Source organism: Cobetia sp. LC6 (genome assembly GCF_030264805.1).
Classification (GTDB): domain Bacteria; phylum Pseudomonadota; class Gammaproteobacteria; order Pseudomonadales; family Halomonadaceae; genus Cobetia.
The window spans coordinates 304074-329192 of the sequence record NZ_JASSPL010000002.1 but is presented as its reverse complement, the minus strand read 5'-3'; the positions used below and the strand labels follow the sequence as shown (position 1 = coordinate 329192).

21 protein-coding genes are annotated in these 25119 nt (G+C 64.3%); 15 read left to right on the top strand and 6 right to left on the bottom strand.

The features are described 5' to 3' along the window. Window positions 1-7 precede the first annotated feature (7 nt). The 11 genes from QQF40_RS04730 (at window position 8) to QQF40_RS04680 (ending at window position 12430) form a co-directional block, all read left to right on the top strand. On the top strand, window positions 8-625 hold the full coding sequence (locus tag QQF40_RS04730; RefSeq protein ID WP_175090065.1) for an SDR family NAD(P)-dependent oxidoreductase: 618 nt from the start codon (window positions 8-10) through the stop codon (window positions 623-625). Window positions 626-857: 232 nt separating this feature from the next. Beyond that, window positions 858-2024 carry a 2-trimethylaminoethylphosphonate dioxygenase gene (tmpA, locus tag QQF40_RS04725; protein ID WP_502871416.1) on the top strand — a complete coding sequence of 389 codons (1167 nt, stop codon included), beginning with the start codon at window positions 858-860 and terminating at the stop codon, window positions 2022-2024. Further along, a complete protein-coding gene (locus QQF40_RS04720) occupies window positions 2021-2653 on the top strand; it encodes an HD domain-containing protein (RefSeq protein ID WP_175090064.1) in 633 nt (210 codons plus the stop codon). The genes tmpA and QQF40_RS04720 overlap by 4 nt, the downstream gene beginning before the upstream one ends. 204 nt (window positions 2654-2857) lie before the next feature. After that, a complete protein-coding gene (locus QQF40_RS04715) occupies window positions 2858-3838 on the top strand; it encodes an ABC transporter substrate-binding protein (RefSeq protein ID WP_175090063.1) in 981 nt (326 codons plus the stop codon). A gap of 405 nt (window positions 3839-4243) precedes the next feature. After that, entirely contained in the window at window positions 4244-5089 is an 846-nt protein-coding gene (locus QQF40_RS04710; RefSeq protein ID WP_175090085.1) for an amino acid ABC transporter ATP-binding protein, read from the top strand. A 78-nt stretch (window positions 5090-5167) separates the two neighbouring features. Continuing rightward, window positions 5168-6052, top strand: coding sequence for a transporter substrate-binding domain-containing protein (locus QQF40_RS04705; protein WP_285460590.1), 885 nt, complete (start codon window positions 5168-5170; stop codon window positions 6050-6052). Window positions 6053-6148: 96 nt separating this feature from the next. Beyond that, a complete protein-coding gene (locus QQF40_RS04700; protein WP_043333243.1) occupies window positions 6149-6868 on the top strand; it encodes an ABC transporter permease in 720 nt (239 codons plus the stop codon). Window position 6869: 1 nt separating this feature from the next. Then, the gene (locus QQF40_RS04695) at window positions 6870-7619 is read left to right on the top strand and encodes an ABC transporter permease (RefSeq protein ID WP_285460589.1); all 750 of its coding nucleotides are present in this window, start codon (window positions 6870-6872) and stop codon (window positions 7617-7619) included. Window positions 7620-8027: 408 nt separating this feature from the next. Then, the gene (locus QQF40_RS04690) at window positions 8028-9197 is read left to right on the top strand and encodes an iron-containing alcohol dehydrogenase (RefSeq protein WP_175090061.1); all 1170 of its coding nucleotides are present in this window, start codon (window positions 8028-8030) and stop codon (window positions 9195-9197) included. Between the two features lie 75 nt (window positions 9198-9272). Continuing rightward, window positions 9273-10730, top strand: coding sequence for a hypothetical protein (locus QQF40_RS04685; RefSeq protein ID WP_285460588.1), 1458 nt, complete (start codon window positions 9273-9275; stop codon window positions 10728-10730). A gap of 65 nt (window positions 10731-10795) precedes the next feature. Beyond that, a complete protein-coding gene (locus QQF40_RS04680) occupies window positions 10796-12430 on the top strand; it encodes a sigma 54-interacting transcriptional regulator (RefSeq protein WP_285460587.1) in 1635 nt (544 codons plus the stop codon). Between the two features lie 106 nt (window positions 12431-12536). Here QQF40_RS04680 and QQF40_RS04675 read toward each other — a convergent pair whose 3' ends face one another. Further along, window positions 12537-13211, bottom strand: coding sequence for a TetR/AcrR family transcriptional regulator (locus QQF40_RS04675; RefSeq protein WP_175090058.1), 675 nt, complete (start codon window positions 13209-13211; stop codon window positions 12537-12539). 244 nt (window positions 13212-13455) lie between these two features. Here QQF40_RS04675 and QQF40_RS04670 point away from each other — a divergent pair, with 244 nt between their 5' ends. Together QQF40_RS04670 and QQF40_RS04665 are read left to right on the top strand one after the other, a co-directional pair. Further along, window positions 13456-14583, top strand: coding sequence for an HlyD family secretion protein (locus tag QQF40_RS04670; RefSeq protein ID WP_285460586.1), 1128 nt, complete (start codon window positions 13456-13458; stop codon window positions 14581-14583). Window positions 14584-14585: 2 nt separating this feature from the next. Next, entirely contained in the window at window positions 14586-16220 is a 1635-nt protein-coding gene (locus QQF40_RS04665; RefSeq protein ID WP_285460585.1) for a DHA2 family efflux MFS transporter permease subunit, read from the top strand. Window positions 16221-16373: 153 nt separating this feature from the next. Here QQF40_RS04665 and QQF40_RS04660 read toward each other — a convergent pair whose 3' ends face one another. The 4 genes from QQF40_RS04660 to QQF40_RS04645 form a co-directional block, all read right to left on the bottom strand. Further along, window positions 16374-17852, bottom strand: coding sequence for a 4Fe-4S binding protein (locus QQF40_RS04660; protein ID WP_175090056.1), 1479 nt, complete (start codon window positions 17850-17852; stop codon window positions 16374-16376). Window positions 17853-17893: 41 nt separating this feature from the next. Continuing rightward, entirely contained in the window at window positions 17894-18754 is an 861-nt protein-coding gene (locus tag QQF40_RS04655; protein ID WP_175090055.1) for an FTR1 family iron permease, read from the bottom strand. Between the two features lie 76 nt (window positions 18755-18830). Then, window positions 18831-19235, bottom strand: coding sequence for a cupredoxin domain-containing protein (locus QQF40_RS04650; protein WP_285460584.1), 405 nt, complete (start codon window positions 19233-19235; stop codon window positions 18831-18833). Window positions 19236-19412: 177 nt separating this feature from the next. After that, entirely contained in the window at window positions 19413-19973 is a 561-nt protein-coding gene (locus QQF40_RS04645; RefSeq protein ID WP_285460583.1) for an iron transporter, read from the bottom strand. A gap of 290 nt (window positions 19974-20263) precedes the next feature. Here QQF40_RS04645 and QQF40_RS04640 point away from each other — a divergent pair, with 290 nt between their 5' ends. Together QQF40_RS04640 and QQF40_RS04635 are read left to right on the top strand one after the other, a co-directional pair. Continuing rightward, window positions 20264-22621 carry a tRNA(Met) cytidine acetyltransferase TmcA gene (locus QQF40_RS04640; RefSeq protein ID WP_285460582.1) on the top strand — a complete coding sequence of 786 codons (2358 nt, stop codon included), beginning with the start codon at window positions 20264-20266 and terminating at the stop codon, window positions 22619-22621. Between the two features lie 317 nt (window positions 22622-22938). Then, a complete protein-coding gene (locus tag QQF40_RS04635; RefSeq protein WP_175090051.1) occupies window positions 22939-24405 on the top strand; it encodes an aminoacyl-histidine dipeptidase in 1467 nt (488 codons plus the stop codon). Window positions 24406-24527: 122 nt separating this feature from the next. Here QQF40_RS04635 and QQF40_RS04630 read toward each other — a convergent pair whose 3' ends face one another. After that, entirely contained in the window at window positions 24528-24953 is a 426-nt protein-coding gene (locus QQF40_RS04630; protein WP_175090050.1) for a hypothetical protein, read from the bottom strand. Between the last annotated feature and the right edge of the window lie 166 nt (window positions 24954-25119).

Below are 25119 nucleotides of genomic sequence, written 5' to 3'. Positions count from 1 at the left end.
GAATGAGATGCTGCCACGACGCAGGGTATTGATCGCGGGGCAGGGGGAGTGGCTGGAGGCCATGGCGCGCACCTTCCTGGAAGATGGTGCCATCATCGCCCTGATGGGCACCGCGCCGGCGGACCTCGAACGCGTGCTGGATGCATTGGGCGGCGAGCAGTCGGACCGCTTCGGCCAGGTGGTCGGCGAGGGCTGCTTCGAGACACTGGTGGCGCGTCTCGGGCGCCTCGATGTGCTGGTCTGCATGCCACCTCAGGCCATGGCCGGGCAGTCGCTGGAGGCGTGTCTGGTCGCGCAGGTCGCCGGCCCCGGCGCCTTGCTCAAGGCGGCCTGTGCGCGCATGTTGCGCCACGGCGGACGCCTGCTGGCCGTGGCACCACCGCTGCCCTCGCAGCCGTCGCCGTCCTCGCAGCTGTCCTCTCGGGACCATCACGGCACTGCCATGGCACAGGCGGCGCTGAGTGAGCTGATCCAGCGGCTGGCATCACGCGCGCCGGACAAGGTACGCGCCAATCTATTGTGCCCCGAGGGCAGCCGACCGGACGCCGTGGCGGAATGCGCGCGCTTTCTGGCCGGTGGCGCCGGGCGTTCCCTCAATGGTCAGGTGCTGCACCTGAGCGACTGATCTCCTGACAGACGTTTGACAACACAAGCGGCCGTGGCATTGCCACGGCCGCTTGTTGTCGTCTGCTGGTCTGACATATGGCCAATTTGATCAAATATACGTCCAATTCCATCAATCTGCTTTGGCTGAAGTGATTAAGGTAAAGGGAGACTCAGCGTCGCACCAGCATCCGCGAGCAGGCACCTGCCCGGTAAGACAAAAGTGCCGCTCCCTCAGCCGTGGAGATCATCGAGTGCCCAGCAGACCGCATTCCGTCAGCCTGAAAGACCATGGACAACAACTGCATCTGAGCCACGCCGAGGGCGATCTGACCCTCGAGGCGCTCTGGCTGCGAGAGCGGAGTCCCGATGAGACGACACTCGATTCCCTCACCGGTCAGCGCCTGATCGAGGCGGCGGACCTGCCGCTGGACCTGAGCCTGACTCAGGCGCAGCTGGATGGCGATACGCTGTCGCTGGCCTTCAGTGACGGCCATGCGGCGAGCTTCTCGCTGGCGGCCCTGCTGGCGGAGTGTCAGCCGTGTGAGGCCTATCAGGGCATGATCTTCTGGCAGGGGAGCCTCGCCCAGCTGCCCGAGGCCGACTTCGCTGCAGCGCTGGAGGATGACGCGGCACTGCTGGACATGCTCGAGCAGTTGCAGCGCTTCGGCTTCGTGCGGGTCAGCGGCGTGCCGGACACGGAGGACGGCATGCAGGGGCTGATCCACCGTATCGGGCCGCTGCGACGCACCAACTGGGGCGGTATCGCCGATGTGAAATCCGTCGCCAATGCCTATGACCTCACGATGACCCAGCGCGGGCTGGAGCCGCATACCGACAATCCCTACCGCGACCCGATTCCGGGTTATATCTGGCTTCACTGCCTGCGCAACGCGGCCCAGGGCGGCGACAGCATGCTGGTGGATGGCTTCAGCGCGGCGGAGCACCTGCGCCGTGAAGACCCCGAGGCCTTCGCCTGCCTGACAGAGGTCAGTCCCGGCTTCCGCTACCACGACGCCACCACGCGTCTGGAGAGCGAAGGCCCGCTGATCGAGCTGGACAGCCGTGGCCAGGTCGCCCGAGTACGTTTCTCCAACCGCACCGAGCGGGTACCGGCGCTGCCCGGCGCGACCCTGCGTCGCTACTATGCTGCCCGCCAGGCGTTCTATCGCCTGATCTCCGGTGACGACTTCACGCTGCACCTCAAGCTGGCACCGGGCCAGATGCTGATCATGGACAACTATCGGCTGTTCCATGGTCGCAGCGCCTTCCAGCTGGAGGGCGGCATCCGCCATATGCGCCAGGGCTACGTGGACCGCGATTCTACCGCCAGCCGCCGTCTGCTGCTGGCCGATCAGCTCGCCGGTCAACTCGAGGGACAGCGCGACGGTCAGTTCGCCAATGAGGAGGCCAGCGCATGAGCGAACAGGCCCGCTTCCGCAGTTTCGAGGAAAGCACGCATGCCGAGTGGGCGCTGATCGATGCGCGCTTCCGGGAATATCAGTCCGATGCCTGCCGGCGTGTGCTGGAACACCTGGGGCGGCTCAAGGGCGATCACCACGGCTATCCAGTCGATCGCTACGAACATTGCCTGCAGACCGCTACCCGCGCGTTGCGTGATGGTGCCGATGAGGAGATGGTGGTCTGCGCGCTGCTGCATGACATCGGCGATGATCTGGCACCGGCCAATCATGCCGAGATCGCCGCCGGTATTCTCGAGCCCTTCATCGACCCGCTGAACACCTGGATGATTCGTCATCACGAGCTGTTCCAGGGCTATCACTACCGCGAATTCTTCGGTCAGGACCGCCACGCCCGCGAGGCACATGCCGGGCATCCCGCCTATGAGCGCACTGTGCGCTTCTGTGACGAGTGGGACCAGACCAGCTTCGATCCCGAATACGACACCCTGCCGCTGGAGCATTTCATCCCGATGCTGGAGCGCGTGATGGGACGCGCGCCCTTCGGCGGCTTGCCGGATCTGGTGCCGGAGCCAGCACTTGAGACAGCACTTGAACCAGCGCCGAGCAGGCAGGCCAGTGCTCGCTGAAGGCGCACTCCGCCGGAGGATAGAACTCTCTTGAAGCAATCTCTTGCGACGCAGCCAGCGGGGCGGCAGGGCGGAGGAGACGCAAGCACCCGACCATGACAGCGCCGCGAGCGATGGACACGCACGACGACCGCCATCCACGAAACCTTTCAGCCCCGACAACAACAAGGCCCGGCGCGACCGGAACCGACAAGGACAGACACGATGACCACCACCCCGTACCCCCTGACATGTACGACGAAGCACGGCGCCCGCCGTGGCCTGCTTGCCCTCGCGACCCTGTTGCTCAGTACGGCAAGCCTGGCAACCCCCGCCCAGGACAAGGATGACGAGCTGACGCTGATCGTGCCGCCCTGGCCCGGCGTCACCGTCAAGAGCGAGATCGTCGCCCAGATTCTCGCCCCGCTGGGTTACGACGTGGAGCGACAGGAGGTCAGCTCCACCGTCGGCTACAACACCCTGACCACCGGCGACAGTGACGCCTTCCTCGCTGGCTGGCTGCCTGCTCAGAAGGACAGTTATGACGCGGCCATGGCCGCCGGCGCGATCACCGATCTCGGCAACAACGTCACCGGCGCCCGCATGGGCTTCGCGGTGCCGGGCTATGTCTACGAGGCCGGCATCCACAGCGCTGCGGACCTTGCCGCCCACGCCGAGCGATTCGACGAGACCGTCTACTCCATCGAAAGCGGCTCCACCGTCAGCGACATGCTCAATGGAGCCATCGACGATGATGTCTATGGCCTGGGCGACTGGGATGCGATGGAGTCCTCGACGCCCGGCATGCTAAGTGAGGTGCGTGCCGCTCAGCGCGAGCAACGCTGGATCGCCTTCTACGGCTGGACACCGCACTGGATGGTGCCGGAATTCGACACCCACATCCTGGAAGATCCTGAGTCGGTGTTCGGCCCCGACAATGGCGCCAGTGACGTCAAGACCGTGGTGCGCACCGCCTACGCCGAAGCCAACCCCAACCTCGCTCGCTTCCTCGATCAGCTGGTCTTCAGCTCCGAAGAGCAGAGTGCCTTCATCCTCGACTACAGCCTCAAGGAGCGTGACCTCGATGAGGTGGCGCACGACTGGCTTGTCGCCAATCCAGATCGGCTGGCGGAGTTTCTCGCTGGCGTGACTACACGCGATGGCGAGGATGCCCTGGCTGCCGTGAAGGCCAGCCTGCAAGGCTGACGTAGCCTTGCTGCCACCTTGACGGCCTGGGCGGGAGCCGAGGGATGGCTCTCGCCCAGGTCTTGTTGCGTCCAAGGCGTGCAATCCGTGAATCACGACCCTGCTTGCCGTGCCCCTGGCGTGGAAAGTCGCAATGTGGAACGTCTCTTGCTATACAAGTGTATCAATAGTCGTTCGCTCGATTGCAGCTCGATCGCCGGTTGCACAGCCCACCGTGGCCCGTGGCGGCAAGAGAGGCGTCATCCGCGCATCATCCGTCAGGCTCGGCAGCATCACTCTGCACCAGCAGGGTGCGTCACGCCGCTATCGGCCGCACGATTGCTCATTTCACGCCAGCCACAGCCACCCACTTGTGAGTCGCTCATGACTATCTCGCCCTCGAACGTATCTCCCATGACCCGCTCGATGAATGCAGACAGTGAAGGCATCTCCCAGCCTCAGCAGGCGCGCCCGGACGGCCAGGCAAGACCCGCGCGTGCTGCCTCGAATCGGGTCGTCGTCGAAGCCAGCAACATCGTCAAGCACTACGGTGATCTGGCGGTGCTGCACGACGTGTCATTGCGCGTGAAGGAAGGCACCGTCACCACCATCATCGGCGCCAGTGGCTCCGGCAAGAGCACCTTGCTGCGCTGCATGAACCTGCTCGAGCGCCCCGACCGGGGCGAGCTGTCGATCGCCGATGAGCATGTGCGCTTCGACCGCGACAGCCGCGGCGGCCTCATCGGGCTGGATCGTCGTCAGATCCAGCGCCTGCGCTCCAAGGTCACCATGGTCTTCCAGCAGTTCAATCTGTGGCCGCACCTGACCGTGCTCGGCAATGTCACCGAGGCGCCGATGCGCGTGAAGGGCATGTCACGCCGCGAGGCGACACGCATCGCGGAGCACTATCTGGAGCGTGTCGGCATGCTGGAACGCGCCGACAGCTATCCGGCCTTTCTCTCCGGCGGCCAGCAGCAGCGGGTCGCGATTGCGCGTGCGCTGGCGATGGAGCCGCGCGTGCTGCTCTTCGATGAACCGACCTCGGCGCTGGACCCGGAGCGGGTCAGTGAAGTGCTCGGCGTCATCCGCAGCCTCGCCGATGAGGGCCGCACCATGCTGATGGTGACCCACGAGATGGCCTTCGCCAGAGAAGTCTCCGATCAGATCGTGTTTCTCGATGAGGGCAGGGTAGGCGTGGCCGGAAGTCCCGAGGAGGTCTTCGAGCAGACCGAGCACGAGCGCTGCCGCCGCTTCATTGCACCGGCGGCCTGAGCCCGCCTGCAACACCCCGTCATGGACCTCCCCGCCATGACGTAGATGGACCCACAACAACAGCCAGGAGATGGCCTGATGACCTTGATGAACGACGCTGGATTCGCTGCCAATACCCCTTCACTGACCGCACGCGGGACGCGTTCTGACTCTGTTTCCACTTCTGTTTCCACTTCTGCTTCCACCTCTGCGCTGCGCAAGCTGGCCGGTGCATTGATGATGGGGGGACTGACGCTGGGCGCCGCTCAGGTGCATGCCGCCGACACCCTCAAGGTCGGTATCTCCGCCGAACCTTACCCGCCCTTTACCTACACCTCTGCCAGCGGTGAGTGGACCGGCTTCGAGGTCGAGCTGGCCGAGGCGATCTGTGACGCCATGCAGCGTGAATGCGAGATCACCCCGACCGGCTGGAGCGGCATCATTCCTTCGCTGAAGGCCGGTCGCATCGACATGATCATGAATTCGATGACCATCACCAAGGCCCGCGAGAAGGTCATCGACTTCAGCATCCCCTACTACAACTCGCCGGGTGCCTACGTGGCCGCCAAGGATCTCGAGCTCGAGATTCCGGACGGCCTCGACGGCAAGATTCTCGGTACCCAGGCGGCGACCACCCATGCCAACTTCGCCCGTAGAGCGCTGCGCAGCACCGGCGTCGATGTGCGTCTCTATGATCAGCAGGAGCAGGTCAACAGTGACCTGCTGTCCGGGCGCGTGGACGTGATTCTGGCCGACGAGATCGCCATGAGCGCACTGGTCAAGCGTGACGAGGCCAGCAACTTCGAGATCAAGGCGACCACGCCTCAGCACGAGGCCTACGGCATCGGGGCCGGTATCGGGGTACGCAAGGAAGATGGCGCGCTGAAAGAGGCACTCGATGGCGCCATCCACCAGGTCTACGCGGACGGCACCTGCACGGCGCTCTCGAACAAGTACTTCGATACCGACGTCTGCCTGGGCTGATCCTGCGCGTGCTGGCCGAACGGCCGAGATCGCCCGGTCAGCACGCCTCGCGTATCGCAGCCGCCATTTCCTCTTGATACGAGAAGGACGCTGATCATGTCCCAGTTCGCCCAGGAAGGGCTCGCCGATTGGGCGGCCCCGATACTCGCCGGTGCTGTCACCACTCTGCAGATCGCCTTCGCCGCCTATGCCATCGGCTTGCTGCTCGGACTGGTGGGGGCGGCATCACGACTCAGCCCCTGGGCGCCGCTGCGCGCGCTGGCCACCAGCTATTCGACGGCCGTGCGCGCGGTGCCGGAGTTGCTGTTGATCATCCTGCTGTATTACGGCGGCTCCCAGGCGCTTACCGCCCTGATGAATGCGCTGGGTGTCGCGGGCAAGGTCGAGATCAGCGGCTTCGTCACTGCCGTCGGTGTACTGGCCTTCGTGCAGGGCGCCTACATGACCGAAGTCTTCCGCGGCGCCATCCTGGCCATCCCCAAGGGTCAGCTGGAAGCGGCCGATGCCTACGGCTTCTCGCCCATGGCGCGCTTTCGCTACATCACGCTGCCGGGCATGTTGCCCAATGCACTGCCGGGCATGTCCAACCTGTGGCTGATCCTGATCAAGGACACCGCCCTGATCAGCGTCATCGGCTTCAGCGAGCTGTTCTTCACCGTGCAGCAGGCGGCCGCCAGCTCGCGCGCCTATTTCCTGTTCTACAGCGTGGCGGGGCTGCTTTATCTGCTGATGACCCTGACCTCGAGCGCCGCGTTCAGTCGTCTGGAACGCTACGTGCGCCGCGGCGAGCCCGATATTTCAGCCCAGGAGGCGTGACATGGATTTCAGCTGGTTATCGGACCCCTACTATCAGGAGTCGCTGTGGACGGGGCTGATCAACACCCTGGTACTGCTGGTGGTATCGGCCGTGCTCGGCTTCACGCTGGCGGTCGGCATGGCGATGGCGCGCATCAAGGGTCCCAGGCCTCTTGCCTGGCTGGCCAGCGGCGTCTCCATCGTGATGCGTGGTACGCCGCTGCTGGTGCAGCTGTTCTTCTTCTATTACGGCATCGGCCGGCTGCTGGAAGGCATTCCCGGTATTCGCGAGAGCATGTTCTGGGGAATCCTGCGTGATCCGTTCTTCTACGCCACCCTGACCTTCACCCTCTCGGTGGGCGCCTACACCGGTGAGGTGCTGCGCGGGGCGCTGCTCAGCGTGCCGCCGGGCGAGCGGGAAGCGGGGCGCGCCTTCGGCATGGGGCCGTTCCAGGTCTTCAGTCGCCTGTGGCTGCCGCGCGCCATCCAGCTGTGCCTGCCGACCCTGACCGGCGAAATGATCCTGCTGCTCAAGTCCGTGCCGCTGGTCTCGACGATCGCCATGATGGACCTGCTGCAGGTCGCCAACATCATTCGCGACGAGAACTTCCTCACCTACGAACCGCTGCTGTTCATTGGCGCCATCTATCTCGTGCTGACCATCCTGCTGACCCTGTGTCTGCGCCAGGTCGAACTCAACTTCCCTGGCGTGCGCGCCCAGGCCCGCAGCGGCGGGTGGTTGGCGCGCCTGCGCCAGCCCAGACCCGCCTGAGGTCACTCGCCTGGCGGCCATCGCTGGTTTCCTGCCAGGTATCTCTCCTGCGCGTGCCTGTTCACGCCTGCACACGAAAACGCCGAGTCAGTCGATTCGGCGTTTTCGTGTGCTTTCTTCGGAGTGCACTTCTGGTCACTCGCATACTTACCTGTATGGGCATCCACGCCGGCTGCACAGCGTGAAGGCATCGCCCTGATTGCATAGGGAATCAAATTGGCGCTGATTTGATGCGATATGGAATCACCTCTAGACCATCGGCGTAGCGACCTTGGGAGGGGGTCTGAAAATAATGCCAGCAATATCAGCAGGTTGTAAGGCGAATGGAGCTGGCATGGCGCTTGCTATCCACAGTGACAAGAGACGCGGTCAGCGGATTCATCTCGTCACTCACCAAAGGATATCGCCATGAGTATCGCCAGCTTCAAATCTGCCAATCGTCTGATCACCGGGCAACAAGCCTCGACCCGCCTTGCCGAGGAGGTCGTGCGACTGGGCATGCATTCGCCGATGCTGGTCACCGACCCTGGTGTACTGGGGTCCGGAACACTGGAGCCGATCAAGGCTCAGTTGGATGACCTCAAGGCCAGAGGACACCTGACGGACTATCGCATCTTCAGTGATGTCAGCGCCGAGCCTGAAGTGCATATCGTCGAGGACTGCATGAGCAGCTACCGCGAGGGAGGCTGCGATGGCCTGATCGCGGTAGGGGGTGGCAGTGCGATGGATATCGCCAAGTGCGTGGCGGTGTATGCGACCCATGATGGTGACCTCGAGAGTCTGTTTGGCGAGAACAAGGCGCGTGTCCGCGGTGCACCACTTGTCGCCATGCCGACGACATCAGGCACCGGGTCCGAGGTGACCAACATCGGAATCCTGTCTGATACCGAAGCGAGGATGAAGAAAGGCATCGTCAATGATTACTTGCTGCCGGATGTCGCCATCGTTGCCCCGGAGCTGACGGTGAGCTGCCCCCGTCATGTCACTGCTGCCAGCGGTGTCGATGCGCTCGTCCACGCCATCGAAGCCTATCTTTCCAATTTCGCCACGCCGATCACTGATGCACTGGCCATCAAGGCCATGCGCCTGATCATCAAGGCCTTGCCCAAGGCCTATGCCAATCCTGCCGACCTCAAGGCGCGTGAAGACATGGCGACCGGCAGTCTGCTGGCCGGGATGGCATTCGGCAATGCCGGTGTCGGGGCGGTGCACGCCCTGGCCTATCCGCTGGGAGGGCGCTACCACCTGCCACATGGGGTAACCAATGCACTGCTGTTGCCCCACGTGATGCGCTGGAATGCACTGGCTTGTGTCGAGCGCTTCCGGGACATTGCGGAGGCCCTCGATACCCCACATCGCAAGCTCAAGGATGAAGCGACTGCCGAACTGGTCGTCGAGCGACTGCATACGCTATGTCGTGATGTGGACATCCCCGGCGGCCTGCGTCATTTCGACATCCCCGAAGAGGACATTCCCTCTCTTGCGGCAGATGCCTTCAAGGTCGAACGCCTGCTGCGCAACAATCCACGTCAGCTCAGCCAGGCCGATATCGAGAGTATCTATCGCGCGGCCTACTGAAGCGCTGAATCTTCTTTCTGAACACCATCTCCACCAAGGGTGCAGATGCATAACGATAACAACAGGAACGCCATCATGAGTCACTGGAAAACCCGCCAGCCCGGTGAGGAAAGCCCCTACTTCGCGCTGGGGCCCTTCAAGATCCGTCTTCCCTTCCTGCACTACCGTTTCGAACTGCCCGACTACCTGCAAGGGTTGTTGATGTGCGCGGTGGATCTCGCCGCCATCCCGTTGATGACGGAGCTCCTGGGCATGCCGTTCGAGGCCGCACTGGCCATCGTGATGCTCAATGGTCTGCTGTATCTGGTTCACCACCTGCTGGGCGACCCGGTCATCCCCGGCTGGATCACACCGGCCATTCCACTGTTGATGGCCTATGTGGCGACCTTCCCGGAGGGGGAGACGCGGGTGCATGCCTTGATCGCCTTCCAGCTGATGCTCGGGATACTGGCCATCGTGCTCGGGCGAACGGGGCTGGCCAGCAAGGTGGTCAACATGATCCCCTCGGCGATCAAGGCTGGCATCATCATGGGGGCTGGGTTGGCCGCAATCAGCGTGGTCTTCAAGGAAGGCGGGCGCTTCGACACCTATCCCATCACCATCAGCATCGCGGTGGGTCTGGCGTTCTACATCATCTTCTCGCGTCATTTCGCCAAGCTGAAGACCACGAATCCGTTCTGGAGCAATCTCGGCAAGCTGGGCATCTTCCCGATCATCCTGCTGGCGATCGTCGTTGCTCCGCTGGTGGGCGAGGCCGCATGGCCGGATGTGCAGTGGGGCTTCAGCCAACCTGATTTCGTGACCATGTTCAGCCAGTACACTGTCTTCGGTGTCGGCTTGCCGCCGCTGGCGATGTTCCTGACGGCGCTGCCGACCGTGCTGGCTGCCTATATCGTGCTGTTCGGCGATGTTCTGCAGTCCAAGGCACTGGTCGAGGAGGCTGATGAATCGCGCCCCGACGAGAAGATCGACTACAACGCCAACCGTGCGCACATGATCTTCGGCGGGCGCAATACCCTGATGAGTCTCTTCGGCCCGGACGTCACCATGTGTGGCCCGCTGTGGGCTGCCATGCAGGTGGTGGTGGTCGAACGCTACAAGGAAGGCAAGCAGGCGATGCATTCGCTGTTCGGCGGCTCGGGCTCATTCCGCTGGGGTACCAATACCGGGCTACTGCTGTTGCCCATCGTCAGTCTGGTCCAGCCCATCCTGGGGATAGCATTGGCGCTGACGTTGTTGATCCAGGGCTATGTCAGCGTGCGATTGGGCATTCTGGAAGCGCGTAGTCAGCGCGACCTGGGCATTGCCGGGGTGATCGCTGCCGTACTGGTCATCAAGGGGGCTGCCTGGGCCTTCGGGATCGGCATTGCGCTGTGCCTGCTGATCTACGGCAAGCGCTTCTTCTCCGGCGAGATCGATGAGACCTTCAGTCGTGATATCGGCAAGTCGGATATCGCGCCGGCCGACAGCAAGACGGCAAGCCTGTCCTCGACAGGTGCCGCCTCGACAGACTCCCCGACGTCCTCGCATTGACGTATCGTGACCCCATGTCCCCCCGCCGCCTGAGTGCGCGGGGGTTTCTGCCGGGGGAGTCGTCAATGCAGAACGTGGAGCAGGATCTCAGGCTGGAAGCAGCGTTGGCGATGCTGGAGCGCCAATCATTGGAGGCCGTCAAGGTCATCGATACACGTGGTGAGGTGATCGGTGTCTTGACGCGTCAGGAGGTGGAGTCCGCCGCGGAACTCAAGGAACGCCTCGCGCTCTCCAGGCAGCGGGGCAGCGCCACCGGGAGGAATGCCACGGAGGCTGGCGCCGGTCCGGCGTCTGATCTGCTGGCTCAGGTGCCGACCCAGCGTCTGCTGGATGCCCTGCATGACGGTGTCTACATCACCGATGGGCGCGGCGTGACCGTCGCCATCAATCAGGCCTATGAGCGTATTACCGGGCTCAAGCGCAGTGACGTGCTGGGGCATCATATGCAGGAGCTGGTGCGCCGAGGGTATATCTCCAAGTCGGTGTCATTGGAGGTCATCCGTGACGGCAAGCCCGTCACCCTCGTGCAGAGTCTGCGCGATGGCCGCAAGATTCTGGTCAGCGGCCTGCCGATGCTGGCCCACGACGGGACCTTGAGCCACGTGGTCACCAGCGTGCGCGATATCACCGAGCTGCTGCGCGCCAAGCATGCGCAGGAGCAGCTGCGTCAACTGCACTCCCTGCATGACACCTACAGCGTCAGCTCCGGGACGGATGAACAGTCGCTGGAACTGGTGACCAGTGACGCCACTGCCGACTGTTTCGCGTTGGCGGAACGCGTGGCTGCCACTGATGTGAAGGTGCTGATCCAGGGCGAGACGGGCACGGGCAAGACGCTGCTGGCCCGCTATCTTCACGAGCACAGCACGCGTGCCGAGGGGGTATTCCTTGAGCTCAACTGTGCTGCATTGCCGGAAGGGCTGCTGGAAGCTGAGCTGTTCGGCTATGCGCCCGGCGCCTTCACCGGGGCAAACGCACGTGGCAAGCAGGGGCTTCTGGACGTCGCCAATGGTGGCACGCTCTTCCTGGACGAGATCGGTGATCTGCCGCTGTCATTGCAGGCCAAGTTGTTGAAGGTCGTCGAGGAGCAGCGTTTCATGCCTGTCGGCGGGACAGAGCTTCGGCACACCAACGTCCGTCTGCTGACCGCCTCGCATCATGATCTGGCTGCTCGGGTGAAGGAGGGGTGCTTCCGGGAAGACCTCTACTATCGCCTGAGTGTCGTGCCCATCACGCTGCCACCATTGCGTGAGCGGCGCAGCGAAGTGATTCCGCTGCTGCAGCATTATCTCCGCCATTTCTGTCAGCGTCATGCTCTGGTCCGGCGCCTTGATCCTGAAGTGCTCGAGCTATTGGGCGGCCATGCATGGCCCGGTAATATCCGTGAGTTGATCAATCTGGTGGAGCGCCTCGTGGTGACCACCAGCGGCGAAGTGATCACATCCGATGTCCTGCCGGCAGAGTATCTTGCGGCGCATGCCAGTTCAGGGTGGGAGGATTCGATGATACCCGACGTGATGACCGCCCCGGGGGATGGCACACCGGAGCGCACGCTGAAGGAACATACCGAAGCTCTGGAGCGGCGCTTGATCGAGCAGGCCCTGGAGAAGCACCGCACCACTCGCGCTGCGGCGGCATCACTGGGAATCAACCAGTCGACGCTGGTCAAGAAGATGCAGAAGTTCACCCACACGCCCTGAAGCCGGCAGTGCTGCCCGGGCCTTGGCTCATCCTCGCCCCTCTCTTTTCGCCTCTTCAATACTCCCTCGAAGAGCGTGTCACCGTTTTTCTTTCATGGCTTGTTCCTCAGGCACCGAAACCTGCCAGAAAGACGCGCACGCAGCGTCTGACATGTGGGCGGAGTTGTTCGGGGCTTGCGGTGTCGGGTGGGCAGCCGAGCAGGGCGTCGACATGCAACGGGTTGAGCAGCATGCCGGTGAGCAGGTTGGCGGCGGCCAGCGGTTCCTGGCCGAGGCCGGTGGGCGGCAGGTGGCCCTGGGCGACCTGACGCGACAGGTAGCCTGCCAGGCGTTGTCGGGTCAGCTTGGGGCCGTTGTCGAGGAACAGCTTGCCGAGCTGCGGATTGCGGCCGCTCTCGAAGGCGAGGCCACGGAACAGGCGGATCAGCTCGGGCGCGAGGGCCAGCGCCAGCATCGCCATGCCGAAGTCTTCCAGCGCTTCCTCGACACTGCGTGTCTCGTTGGCTTCGTGGTCCATCACCGACCACACCGTCTGCGCCTCCTGCTGCATCACGGCCAGAAACAGGCCGTCCTTGTTGCCGAAATTACGATACAGCGTTGCCAGTGATCCGCCAGCCTGCCGGGCGATCTCATTGATGCTTGTCGCGGCAAAGCCGTGTTCGAGGAAGTGTTCACGCGCGACTTCCAGCTGGCGTTTGCGGCGTGCTTCCCCGCGCGGTGAGGCGCGAGTCACGGTGCTTCCCGAGTCAGGGCCGTTCTCTGATGAGGGCGAATCAGTCATGTGAGTGTCCTGTCTGTGATCCGGGAACCGCCTGAAACAGGCAAGGTTGCGATATTGCGAACGAGAGACGCTGTCTGTCGAAACTGTCGGGGCTGCCTCAAGTAAGTGTAGTATTTATTACACTTTGTGGCGATGCAAGATGACTGCCGTGGCCTGGGCGCTCGCAAGCGCCGTGGCGGCCTCATCCGCAGCGTCGGACAGATTACACGCCTGTCCCCGACAGGCAGCAAGAGAGAGTCACCGAATGAACAAGGCTGGCAAGGGTGTCGTGGCACTCATCGTGGTGGCGGGCGTGATCGCTGGCGGAGTGATGGGGGTCGAATGGTGGCAGGTCGGGCGCTTCATGCAGGAGACCGACAACGCCTATGTGCGTACCGACAGCGTCGCGGTGCGCTCCGAGATCACCGCGCGGGTGACGCGCATGCTGGTGCATGACAACCAGCCGGTGAAGAATGGGCAGCTGCTGGTGCAGCTGGATGACGAAGATGCCAAGGCCAATCTGGACCAGGCCAGTGCCGCGCTGGACAACGCCCGCACCGGGGAAGTCCAGGCCGAGCGTCAGCTGGACCTGCAGGGCGCGAAGATCGACGAAGCCAAGGCAGCGCTGGCCTCGGCCAAGGCCGAACGCGATCAGGCGGCGTTGCATCTCAAGCGCTCCAGGAGTCTGGAGAGCCGTAGCTACGCCTCGCGTCAGACCTATGAAGATGATCAGGTCACCCTGCGCACCGCCGAGGCCAAGGTGGCGCAGCAGAACGCTGCACTGGCGTCCGCGCGTCAGCAGCTGGAGGTCTACAAGGCGCAGCTGGAGTCGGCGCGTGCCCAGGTGGTGTCGGCGGCGGCGGATCTCGCCTACGCGCGCCACCAGCTGGAGAAGACCTCGATCTACGCGCCGCAGGATGGCGTGGTCGGCAATCGCAGTGTCGAGGTGGGCACCATGGCCAGCGCCTCGCTGACCCTGATGCAGCTGGTGCCGGTGAAAAGCGCCTATGTGGTGGCCAACTACAAGGAAACCCAGACCGAGCGCATGCGCGTCGGTCAGCCGGTCAGTCTCGAGGTGGATGCCTACCCGGATATCGAGTTCGAGGGCGTGGTGGATAGCCTGGCGCCGGCGACCGGCACCGAGTTCAGCCTGCTGCCGACCGACAACGCCACCGGCAACTTCAACAAGATCGTCCAGCGCGTGCCGGTGCGCATTCGCCTGACCGGCCCTGTGGATGCGCTGCCGCGTCTGCGTGCTGGCCTGTCGGTCATCCCCAGTGTCGATACGCGTGAACTGCCGGACACCGGCACCTATGCCGTCGATACCCTCTCCAGGGACGTCATCGCGCCCGATGCCGCGCAGGTCGCCAGCGCTGATCGCGGAGCGCAGTAAGCATGACCGAGACGACCCAGTCCTCGGCCCAGCCCCCGAGACAGACCCCGAGACCGCCCCCCGCGGGCACCGCCAGTGACATGCCGACGCGCCGCCAGCAGATCGGCTTCGTGGCCGCGGTGTTCGGCATGTTCATGGCGATTCTGGATATCCAGATCGTGTCCAGCTCGCTCAACGAGCTGCAGGCGGGCCTGGCCGCCAGTCAGGACCAGATCTCCTGGGTGCAGACCAGCTATCTGATCGCCGAGATCGTGATGATACCGCTCTCCGGCATGCTGGCCCGCATCTTCTCGACGCGGCTGGTACTGACCGTCTCGGCGCTGGGCTTCACGCTGGCGAGTCTGGGCTGTGCGCTCTCGACCTCGCTGGAGGCCCTGATCGTGCTGCGCGCGGTCCAGGGCTTCATGGGCGGGGCGATGATTCCGCTGACCCAGGCGGCCAGCTTCTCGATCTTCCCGCGGCGCATGATGGGTAGCATCCAGGCGGTGATCGGCCTGGTGGCGACCATGGCGCCCTCCATCGGGCCGTCCGTCGGCGGCTACATCACCGAATACATGAGCTGGCATTGGCTGTTCCTGGTCAACCTGGTGCCGGGCCTCATCGTGGCGACACTGGTGTGGCGCAATCTGGAGATCGACAGCGGCGACCGCGGCCTGCTCAGCCGTCTGGATACGCCGGGACTGGTGCTGATGGCGGTCTTTCTCGGCAGCCTCGAATTCGTGCTCGAGGAGGGGCCCGGCGATGACTGGTTCGCCAGTTCGCTGATCCTGTTCTGGAGTGTGGTGTGCACGGCGTCGGCGATCGGCTTCTTCTGGCGCGTGCTGACGACCCGCAATCCCATCGTCGACCTGCGGGTATTCAAGGACCGCAACTTCGGGCTGGGGGCGATCATCGGCTTCTGGATCGGCGTGGTGCTCTATGGGCTGGTTTATCTGGTGCCGCTGTTTCTCGGTTCGATCTCCGGCTTCTCCAGCGTGCAGATCGGGCAGGTGATGTTCGTCAGCGGCGTGGTGATGTTCCTGATGGCGCCGGTGGCGGGCAAGCTTTCCGACCGCATCGACCTGCGCCTGATGCTGTGCATCGGCCTGGTGCTGACCGGTCTCGGCACCGGCATGAACGTGCACCTGACCTCGGACTCGGGCTTCGATGACTTCTTCTGGCCGCAGGTGATCCGCGGCGCGGGCCAGATCATGGTGCTGCTGTCGGTCTCCCGGCTGGCGATGGGGCGTCTGGCGCCCCACGAGATAGGCAACGGCAGTGGCCTGTTCAACGTGATGCGCAACCTGGGCGGCGCGGTGGGGCTGGCGCTGATCGACACCCTCCGTGAGCTGCGTGAGGACTATCACTGGAACCAGATGATCGGGGCCATCGACCAGAGCCGTCAGGTGGTGATCGACCAGCTGGCAAGCTACCAGTCGACCTTCGCGGGGCTGGCTGATCCCTGGCAGGCCGGTGTGCAGATGATCGCCCAGCGCATCAGCATCCAGGCCGAGGTGCTGGCCTTCGACAATATCTTCCTGTGGCTGGGCGCGGTCTATGTGCTCGGCAGCGTGGCGGCCTTCCTGTTCCGTCGACCGGAAAACCCTGCCAGCAAGGCGGATGCCAGCGAAAGTGGCGAACAGGGCCCAGCGCACTGATGGTGCCTTGAAGGCTCCTTGATCGAACTTCGAGAAAACGCCGCATGTCGCTGAAACACGAAGACCCGCCAATCGGCGGGTTTTCGTGTTTCAAACCTTGGTGTGTCAGGCCATGAGCCTCTGTCAGTCAGCCAGCATTCAGCCAGCAGGGCGTCACCAGCCCCAGAACATCAGATACCAGATGCCCAGCGCGGGCAGGCAGGCCAGCGCGACACTCGCGGTGCCGACCAGCCGTGCAGCGTTGCCGGCGAGCAGGCCGCCGTTGCACTGCTCACCGGTAATGCGCCAGGCCAGCCGCAGCCCCCACAGGCAGGCCAGCACCAGCAGGGTGGCGCGCAGATCATTGGCCCAGCTGAGATTGATGCCGTCGCCGCGCAGCAGCGTCATGGTGGTGGCGGAGAGGCCGAGAAACACGCCCAGCCCGCCCAGCGGAATCAGACTCAGCGAGAGATGCCACAGGCGTGACAGCGTCGCCTTGCCCCCCATCAGCCAGTTGCCCAGCAGCAGCGGCAGGCTGGTGAGCGCGCCCAGCAGGCCGCCACCGACCACGATCCACAGCGTGATCAGGCTGCCATCGAGCAGGTTGAAGACATCGTTGTGCTCGGGGTAGTTGGTCAGGATCCAGGTGGGCAGGGTAGTGGTCAGCGGCCACATCAGATCGTGCTCGATCAGCCAGACCGCCAGCTGCTGCTTGAGCGCGACGAACCACGGGCTGGCGCTCCAGCTGAAGGCACCGATGGCGATGCCGAGCAGGCCGAACACCAGCACCGAGTAGTGGGTGAAGCGCACCGGCTGCGGCGGCTCGACCAGCTCTACCCCCGGCGCACGCCACTCCAGTTGCATCGCGTCCTTGTAGCCGCTGCAGCGTCCGCAGACATGGCAGTCACCGGCGCTGTCGAGCTGCTTGAGCGGAATCAGCGGCGCGCAGTCAGGGGCATGCATGCGTACGGCGTTGCCCTGGCGGACAGCCTGATTGTGGGCGTTCCAGCGGGCCTGGTCGGTACGGAAGTGGGTCGGTGACAGGCGCGCCAGCAGATTGAAGACGCCATTCACCGGACACAGCTGACGGCACCAGACGCGCGTGCCCTTGCCGTAGATCAGCCCGACGATGATCGCGGCCACCGTCGAGCCCCCCAGTACCACCAGCGCGCCCAGCGGGTACTGATAGACGCTGGCCAGCTGACCATAGAGCGTGGTGCCGAGGAAGGCCACGAAGGGCCAGCCGCCCCAGCGCATCCAGCCGGGAATCGGTCGGCCGAGGCCGATGCGGCTGGCGGCTTCGGTCAGGGTGCCTTCGGGGCAGAAGACACCGCACCACACGCGCCCCATCAGCACCATGCTGATCAGCACGAAAGGCCACCACAGCCCCCAGAACACGAACTCGGCGAACACCGTCAGGTTGGTGAGGATATGCGCCTGGTAATCCGGCAGCGGCAACAGGGCCGGCACCACCAGCAGAAAGGCATAGATGCCGACCACCAGCCATTGCACCAGCTGGATCAGACCGCGCCGCTGCTGCATCGCCTGACCGAAGCGCGCGATGCGCGTGGCCTGACGGCCAGGCGAGGTGCCGCCATCACTGGCGATGAGGTTGGCGATGTCGCCGTGGGGACTGGAACCGCAATTGGCCATGGCTGTCGTTTCTCCTGGCTGGCAGATCGCGTGAACAGGGCTCAGCTGCGCGCGCGGGCAGTGAGCTGACGGCGCTGGTCGACGCGCTCCCTCTTGCGCTGACGCTTCATGAGGCTTGCGACGATGACCCAGTAGCCGAGATAGCCGACTACCATCGTCGCGGCAGGCCAGGCGCGATAGCCGGCGAAGGTCGCCAGCAGTCCGCCGAGGCCGCTGCCATCATCGAGCAGCCAGCTGGAATCCCACAGCGGATCGAGGCCTGCCGGCAGATAGCCGAGGCCGATCAGCTGTTCGAGGCCCGACATCAAGAGCGACGCCGCCAGCAACAACAAAAGGATTTCGGTCACGCGGAAGAACAGCTTCCACGAGAACAGGCGTGAACCGAGCTGCAGTGCCATGAAGGTCGCCACCGCGAGGGCGAAGCCGAGGCCTGCGGCGAGCGCGAAGCTGGCGATGCTGCCGGACTGCAGGCTGGCGGCGCCCATGCCGTAGAGGAAGACGACGGTTTCCGCGCCTTCACGTGCCACGGCGATGGCGACCAGCGTCGCCACGCCCCAGTAACTGCCGGAGGAGACGGCGCTGGCCAGGCCGCTCTCGAGTTCTGCCTTGAGCGTGCGCCCCTTGGTGCGCATCCACAGCACCATCTGGGTGATCAACAGGCAGGCGGTCAATACCAGTACGGCCTGGAAGACCTCCTGCGCGGTGCCGGTCAGCCAGGTGTCGGCACCCATCAGCGCTGCCCCCATCAGGCCGGCCAGCACCAGACCGGCGACGACCCCGCCCCACAGGTAGCGCAGGCCCGCACGGGTGCCGGACTGCACCAGCCAGGCGTGCATGATGCCGATGACGAGAATGGCTTCGACGCTTTCACGCCAGACGATAAACAGGATCTGATCAAACATGCGGACTCTCTTCTACTGACGTTCGGTGCGCGCCATCGATGACGAAAAAGGCGTCATTGGCACAGGGTGGCCGAGCTTATTCGGCGACGACCTTGCCACGCGCGTCCGGCAGGTGGAAATCATCGAAGAAGTCATAGCTGCCCGCGCGCAGCGGATGGATGACGACGAACGACTTCACGCCCGGCGCCAGCACCTTCTCCTTGCGCAGGGAGTTGCTCTCGAATTCGGCCGGCGTATTGCCCGCGTTGTGCAGCTGGATGACGAACTTTTTGCCCGCCTTGACCTCAAGGACCTCAGGGATGAGCTTGCCGTTGTCGAGGGTCAGGTCGTAGGACGGCATGTCGCCGGCGGCTGCCGGCCGAGGCAGCAGGGCCACGAGCAAAAGGGCGACGAGCAACCTGGTGAGCGCGGGCAGCAGGGCGCTTGCCCGAGGGGGTAGGCGACAGGGCAGGCGAGAGGGCAAGAAAGCGGTCAGGCGCATGGGACACTCCGGACGATGAGGAAAAGCGCACACTGACACCAGTACAAGGCGCTGGCGGTAGAGCGACCAATGGCCGCGAGTGCAGGTCAGCACAGGCGGCCATCGAAGGAGCAAGCGGCAAAGGCCGCCTCACGGAATGCAGACATTCAGGGGCATGCAGAAAGGGCAGAGCGGCGCTCAGTAGCCGCCTTTCTTGCCGACGCCGGCATAGACGAAGTCATAGTCGGTGGTGATGGTCTGCGGCCACTCGGCGACGCCGGTTTCCTTGTCGATATGACGCGGCATGTCCGGATGCTGGATCTCGAAGGTCAGGTGGTACTTGCCCGGGCCATCCAGCTTGACGTTCTTGCCGTAGTGGGTGCCGTCATTGGCGATCATCGGCACCAGCTCGCCTTCGATCGGCGTCTCGCCACCCTGCTTGGTCAGGGTGTAGTGAATGCCGAGATAGGGAATCCAGTCGCCCGGCGCGAAGCCGTTGTCGTTTTCCATCAGCGCGTGGATATCGGCTTCCAGGTGGATATCGGCCTGGTTGGCCGGCAGCTTGCCGGCCGGGGCCATCACCACCGGCTGCAGGTAGACGGCAGCGATTTCCATGCCGCCTTCCTTGACCGGCGTGCCGATCGGGTATTCCAGTGCCGAGGCCTGACCCGCCACGAACGTTGCCGCCAGGCTCAGGGCGAGCAGGCAAGGCTTGAGCGCGCGGGGCAGAGCAGTGGTGAGGGAGTGACGCTGTGGCATCGGGGGGACTCGCAATGATGGGAAGTGGAGCTTCATTATCCCGATAAGCCTAAATATAACTATTCTCATCCCTGCGCCGCTTGCGTTGCTCATCTTGCAACGGGACGTTGTGTGAATATGAGCTTGTTCTCAAGTAACGAGGGCGGGTGACAGACCGGGCGGCAGCGCCGGGCAGATCGCGGCTTTCTTGCAACAGCCTCACGATTGCCACACGGCTGCCTCGCGAGTTTCTCGCGCCATCCGGTCTGCCCATCTGGTCTGACGCGCTGCCATGCGGCATGCTGCGCGACATGACGATTCCTCCTTCAGATTCTCCTGCTTGCATTGACCTGCCCGCCCTCGAGGCGTGGTGCCGAGCGCTGCATCAACATCTGCTCGCGCGGCGCCAGCGTGCCTGCCTGTGGATCAGTGGCGATGACCCCTCCGGCGCCGCGCAGGCACTCTGCGAGCTATGGCCAGCGCGTGAGGCTGCCCCGTTGTGGCTGGGCACAGGTGAAGCCTTGTCGACAGCGGTCGCGCCGCCGGTGCGTGCGCTGACGATGGCCAAGGCTGCCACCCAGCTGGGCGGTGAGCAGTCACTGGTCATCTTCGATGCGGCGCAGCCGGCGACTGGCTTCAACCCTGATGCCTTCGGTGCCGTTACCGGTACCCTGAAAGCGGGTGGCCTGCTGGTACTGATGACACCTGCCACCTGGGCCGCGACAGACCCAGCGCCAGCGCCGGATGGCGATCACATGCGCCTGGCCCACTGGCCCTTCGAGCGTGAACAGCTGACGGCGCGCTATCTGTCGCGATTGGCACGCCGCCTCTCATCCCACGCCAATGTGCTGCACTGGCCACAGGGCGGACACTTGCCTGCGCCGTCGCTGGATAGCGGCAATCAGGCAGCACGATCAGACGCCATCGCCGACAGCGATTGCCTGACGCAGGACCAGGCCGCCAGCGTGGCTGCGCTGGAGGCTCTGGCACCTGCGCGACCCGTGGTGGTCAGTGCCGATCGCGGGCGTGGCAAGAGTGGCGCGCTGGGCATCGCGGCGGCGCGCTGTCTGGCAGCGGGACAGGATGTCTGGCTGACGGCACCGCGCCCTGCGGCGGTCAGCGCGATCTTCGAACGCCTGGCGGCCCTGCTGCCCCGAGGGCAGCGCGAGGGCAATGTCTTTCGCTTGCCGGCTGGACAGGCGGACGACGACACGGCTTCCGGCAGCGAGCTGCGTTTTCTGGCACCGGATGCCATCGAGGCGGCTCGCCTTGCCTGTCACGATGAGCTACTGCCGCGGCTGTTCGTCGATGAAGCTGCCGCCATCCCCACCCCCTTGCTGAAAGGCTATCTGGCGAATTTTCCGCGCATCGCCTTCGCCACCACCGTGCATGGCTATGAAGGCACCGGGCGCGGCTTCCAGCTGCGGTTTCGCCATCATCTCGAGCGCCAGTGTCCCGGCTGGCAGGCGCTGGAGATGACGACGCCCGTGCGCTGGGCGCCCGGCGATCCGCTGGAAGCATTGACCGATGATCTGCTGCTGCTCTCGGCGCAGCCGCCGGAGCTTCCTGAGCTGCCTGAGCCATGCGCGAAGAATGCTCAGCAGTGGCTGGAGGGCTGCGACATTGTCGTACTGGAGCGTGATGCATTGGCGCGTGATGAGGCGGCGTTGCGGCAGCTGTTCGGCCTGCTGGTGCAGGCGCATTACCGCACTGCACCGGCGGACCTGCGCCAGCTGCTCGACACGCCGGGGCTCACGCTGATGGCGATTCGTCAGCGCGATGACACGACTGGGCGTGATGCCTGGCTGGGGGTGGTGGCCGCCGTCGAGGAGGGCGGCTTCCCGACGCCCCTGGCGCATGACATCTGGTGCGGCAAGCGGCGTCCGCGTGGGCACCTGCTGGCACAGTCGCTGGCGGCGCATGCAGGCCACCAGAGCGCCGCTGAAGCCCGCTGGTGGCGGGTGCTGCGCATCGCGGTGCATCCCGCACTGTGGCGGCGTGGTCAGGGCGCGCGCCTGCTCAAGGCGCTCGAGCAGCAGGCACTGGCAGCAGGTGTCACGCGACTCGGCACCAGCTTCGGGGCCGAGGCCGATCTGGTCGCCTTCTGGCAGGCGCAGGGCTTCGTGCCGCTGCGCATGGGCCTCAAGCGCGATGCCGCCAGTGGCGAGCACGCGGTGATGATGGGCAAGGCCATCGGCGAGAGCGGGAGTGATGCATCAGCGCCGCAAGACCAATTGACGCAGGATGCCTTGCTCGGGGCGCTGCAACAGGACTTCCAGCGTCTGCTGCCCAGCCTGCTCAAGCATGAGCTGCACGCCTTGCCGCCCGTCTTGGCCGACAGGCTGCGGCAGCGAGGAAGTGAAACTGACCTGGCCATGCTGACGCCAGCCGCATGCGCGCAGCGACTGGACTGGTATTGCCGTGGTGGCGGGGGGCTGGCACTGGTGCGGCCGTGGCTCGAGACAGTACTCGAGGCCAGTGAGCCTTCACGACTCGATGAGCCTTCACGACTCGATGAAGCGTCACGTCACGGACTGGTGCTGGCACTGGGCGGACAGGATGCGCCTGCCTTCGTCAGCTGGGCCGAGGGGCAGGGCATCGTGGGCCGCAAGGCGCGCGATCGCTGGTGCCGTGCATCCGTCGGGCACCTGATCGAAAAGAGCGATTGATTAGCGCATCAGGCAAGGGCAGCGCGGCCGGTCGCGGCTCAGAGGCCCGGAATGCCGATCGGGCCGGGCATGTCAGGAATCGGCGAGCAGCCACTCAGCATCAGCAGGCCGGCAGTGGCGGAGATGGCGGTCAGCAGCAATAGTCGGCGAGGCATAAAGTCTCCGATGAGGGTGGGGAATGGCATGTATCTGTCAGCAGTATCATGATTGTCATCCTTGCATATTCGAAGTCGCTGATCGATAGGTGTCGACAACCACTAGCCACGCCCGTCCGCTGTTCCGTATGCTCGCTGATGACAAGAACAGGAATCTTCGCCATGAATGAGCATATCGATACGTTGGACCCCGCCATCCTCTGGCGTCATTTCCGCACTCTGTGCAATATCCCGCGCCCTTCCGGGCATGAAGCCGCGCTGGTGGCCTATCTGATCGACTGGGCCGAAGCGCGTGGTCTCGCCCATGATCGCGATGCTTTCGGCAACCTGCGTCTGCGCAAGCCCGCCACGCCAGGCCACGAGAGCGCAGCGGGCATCGTGCTGCAGGGCCATCTCGACATGGTCGCCCAGGCGGCCAGCGACAGTGATCACGACTTCACGCGTGATTCCCTCGATACCTATCTGGAAGATGGCTGGCTCAAGGCACGCGGCACCACTCTGGGGGCCGACAACGGTCTCGGCGTCGCGGCGGCGCTGGCCGTTCTCGAAGATGACAGTCTCGTGCACGGTCCGCTGGAAGCGCTGTTCACTCTCGAGGAGGAAACCTCGATGGGCGGCGCGTTGAATCTGGCCGAGAACTGGCTGGAAGGGCGCTACCTGCTCAACCTGGATTCGGAAGACCGCGGGCAGGTCTATATCGGCTGTGCCGGTGGCGCGGATATCAATGTCGCCCACGAGTTTGCCACCTCATCCCTGAAGGATGCCGAAGCGGAGCTGGAGCTGACCATCAGTGGCCTTGTCGGTGGCCACTCCGGACTCGATATCCATCGTGGCCGCGGCAATGCCAATCGCCTGATGTCACGCGCGCTGGTCGCGCTGGCCGAGTTCAAGCCGCGTCTGGTCAGCTGGTCTGGCGGTACGCTGCGCAATGCCTTGCCGCGTGAGGCCACGGTCGGCGTGGTGATCTATGACGAGCGCGTCGCCGCCGCGCGCCAGCGCCTGGCGGACTTCGAGGCCCAGATACGCGACGAGCTGCGCGAGACGGACCCGGATGTCTCGCTCAGCGTGACCCGCGGCAACGCCGAGAACGCGCTGTCCGTCGAGGACACCCAGCGACTGGTCGCGGTGCTGGATGCTGCGCCCTACGGGGTCGAGCGCATGAGTGCAGCGGTGGAAGGCGTGGTGGAAACCTCCAACAACCTCGGCGTGGTGCAGCTGCGCGAGGGGCGCTTCCATCTCTGCGCGCTGGTGCGCTCGCTGCGCGATGATGCCGTGACCATGATGGAGCAACGCATTCGTGGGCTCTTTGCGCTGATCGGCGCGACCACCGTGGCCGAGAATGCCTATCCAGGCTGGCAGCCGGCGCCGGATGCGCAGCTGCTGGCGCGCTTCTGCAGCCTGCACGAGAGCGTCACTGGCCGCGCGCCGGAGATCAAGGTCATCCATGCCGGGCTCGAGTGCGGCATCCTCGGGGCCAAGTATCCCCAGCTCGAGATGATCTCCTTCGGGCCGCTGATCCGCGGTGCTCACTCGCCCAGCGAGCGGGTCGAGGTCGAGTCGGTCGGTGAATTCTGGCAGGTGCTCAAGGGACTGATCACGGAACTGGCCGAGCCTGCCAGGGCCGCTTGAGCAATTCTCAGGCAAGACGCATCACGTAGACGAACGACGCCCCCGCAGGCCAGCCTGCTGGGGCGTCGTCATGTCTGGGCATCAGGCGCTGGCCTGGCCTGGCCTGATGAGAGTGCGCGGCTTCAGTTGATATTGATGCGGATCGCCGGAATGCCGATGCTCACGCCGTTATGGTAGCGGCGGATAGCATGCCGACCTGAGTCATGGTTCCGGTAGTAGTAAGGGCGGTAGCGGTCGTGCTCATGGCGGCCATGCTGATAGTAGCGGCGCTTGGGAACATGGCGGCGGATATCTTGACGAAAGTGCTGCCGGGAATGCTGGCGCGAGTGATGGCGCTCCACGCGCGGCTCGTCGAACATCCTGAGGTGGCGGCGCTTGATCGCCTCGTGGCGACTCTGCGGCGTGCTGTGGCGCTCGCCGTGTTGGCCCTGTGCGCGATGGCGATCATCCGCGGCGACCAGCGTCGGCGTGGCGAACATCAGCGTCAGTCCCAGCAGCAGGGAGGGCAGCAGAGAGGCAAGGGCTGTGGTCAAGGTCGAGATATGCATGGGGCGGTCTCCCGTATGGTCGGTCAGTCACCCAAGAGGATCCTTGTCGTCAGAATATCGTGTCGCAGCGCCTTTTACGAAAGGCGTTCGCTAATGTCTCCGTGCGTCGCTCGGTGTGTAGTCGTGGTACTGAGTTGTCCAGATTGCGTTGCCTGTAGCGTAAGTG

Coding starts and splice junctions, on each gene's coding strand:
- QQF40_RS04730 (WP_175090065.1), top strand. CDS start 8: ATGCTGCCACGACGCAGGGTATTGATCGCGGGGCAGGGGGAGTGGCTG.
- QQF40_RS04720 (WP_175090064.1), top strand. CDS start 2,021: ATGAGCGAACAGGCCCGCTTCCGCAGTTTCGAGGAAAGCACGCATGCC.
- QQF40_RS04715 (WP_175090063.1), top strand. CDS start 2,858: ATGACCACCACCCCGTACCCCCTGACATGTACGACGAAGCACGGCGCC.
- QQF40_RS04710 (WP_175090085.1), top strand. CDS start 4,244: ATGAATGCAGACAGTGAAGGCATCTCCCAGCCTCAGCAGGCGCGCCCG.
- QQF40_RS04705 (WP_285460590.1), top strand. CDS start 5,168: ATGACCTTGATGAACGACGCTGGATTCGCTGCCAATACCCCTTCACTG.
- QQF40_RS04700 (WP_043333243.1), top strand. CDS start 6,149: ATGTCCCAGTTCGCCCAGGAAGGGCTCGCCGATTGGGCGGCCCCGATA.
- QQF40_RS04695 (WP_285460589.1), top strand. CDS start 6,870: ATGGATTTCAGCTGGTTATCGGACCCCTACTATCAGGAGTCGCTGTGG.
- QQF40_RS04690 (WP_175090061.1), top strand. CDS start 8,028: ATGAGTATCGCCAGCTTCAAATCTGCCAATCGTCTGATCACCGGGCAA.
- QQF40_RS04685 (WP_285460588.1), top strand. CDS start 9,273: ATGAGTCACTGGAAAACCCGCCAGCCCGGTGAGGAAAGCCCCTACTTC.
- QQF40_RS04680 (WP_285460587.1), top strand. CDS start 10,796: ATGCAGAACGTGGAGCAGGATCTCAGGCTGGAAGCAGCGTTGGCGATG.
- QQF40_RS04675 (WP_175090058.1), bottom strand. CDS start 13,211: ATGACTGATTCGCCCTCATCAGAGAACGGCCCTGACTCGGGAAGCACC.
- QQF40_RS04670 (WP_285460586.1), top strand. CDS start 13,456: ATGAACAAGGCTGGCAAGGGTGTCGTGGCACTCATCGTGGTGGCGGGC.
- QQF40_RS04665 (WP_285460585.1), top strand. CDS start 14,586: ATGACCGAGACGACCCAGTCCTCGGCCCAGCCCCCGAGACAGACCCCG.
- QQF40_RS04660 (WP_175090056.1), bottom strand. CDS start 17,852: ATGGCCAATTGCGGTTCCAGTCCCCACGGCGACATCGCCAACCTCATC.
- QQF40_RS04655 (WP_175090055.1), bottom strand. CDS start 18,754: ATGTTTGATCAGATCCTGTTTATCGTCTGGCGTGAAAGCGTCGAAGCC.
- QQF40_RS04650 (WP_285460584.1), bottom strand. CDS start 19,235: ATGCGCCTGACCGCTTTCTTGCCCTCTCGCCTGCCCTGTCGCCTACCC.
- QQF40_RS04645 (WP_285460583.1), bottom strand. CDS start 19,973: ATGCCACAGCGTCACTCCCTCACCACTGCTCTGCCCCGCGCGCTCAAG.
- QQF40_RS04640 (WP_285460582.1), top strand. CDS start 20,264: ATGACGATTCCTCCTTCAGATTCTCCTGCTTGCATTGACCTGCCCGCC.
- QQF40_RS04635 (WP_175090051.1), top strand. CDS start 22,939: ATGAATGAGCATATCGATACGTTGGACCCCGCCATCCTCTGGCGTCAT.
- QQF40_RS04630 (WP_175090050.1), bottom strand. CDS start 24,953: ATGCATATCTCGACCTTGACCACAGCCCTTGCCTCTCTGCTGCCCTCC.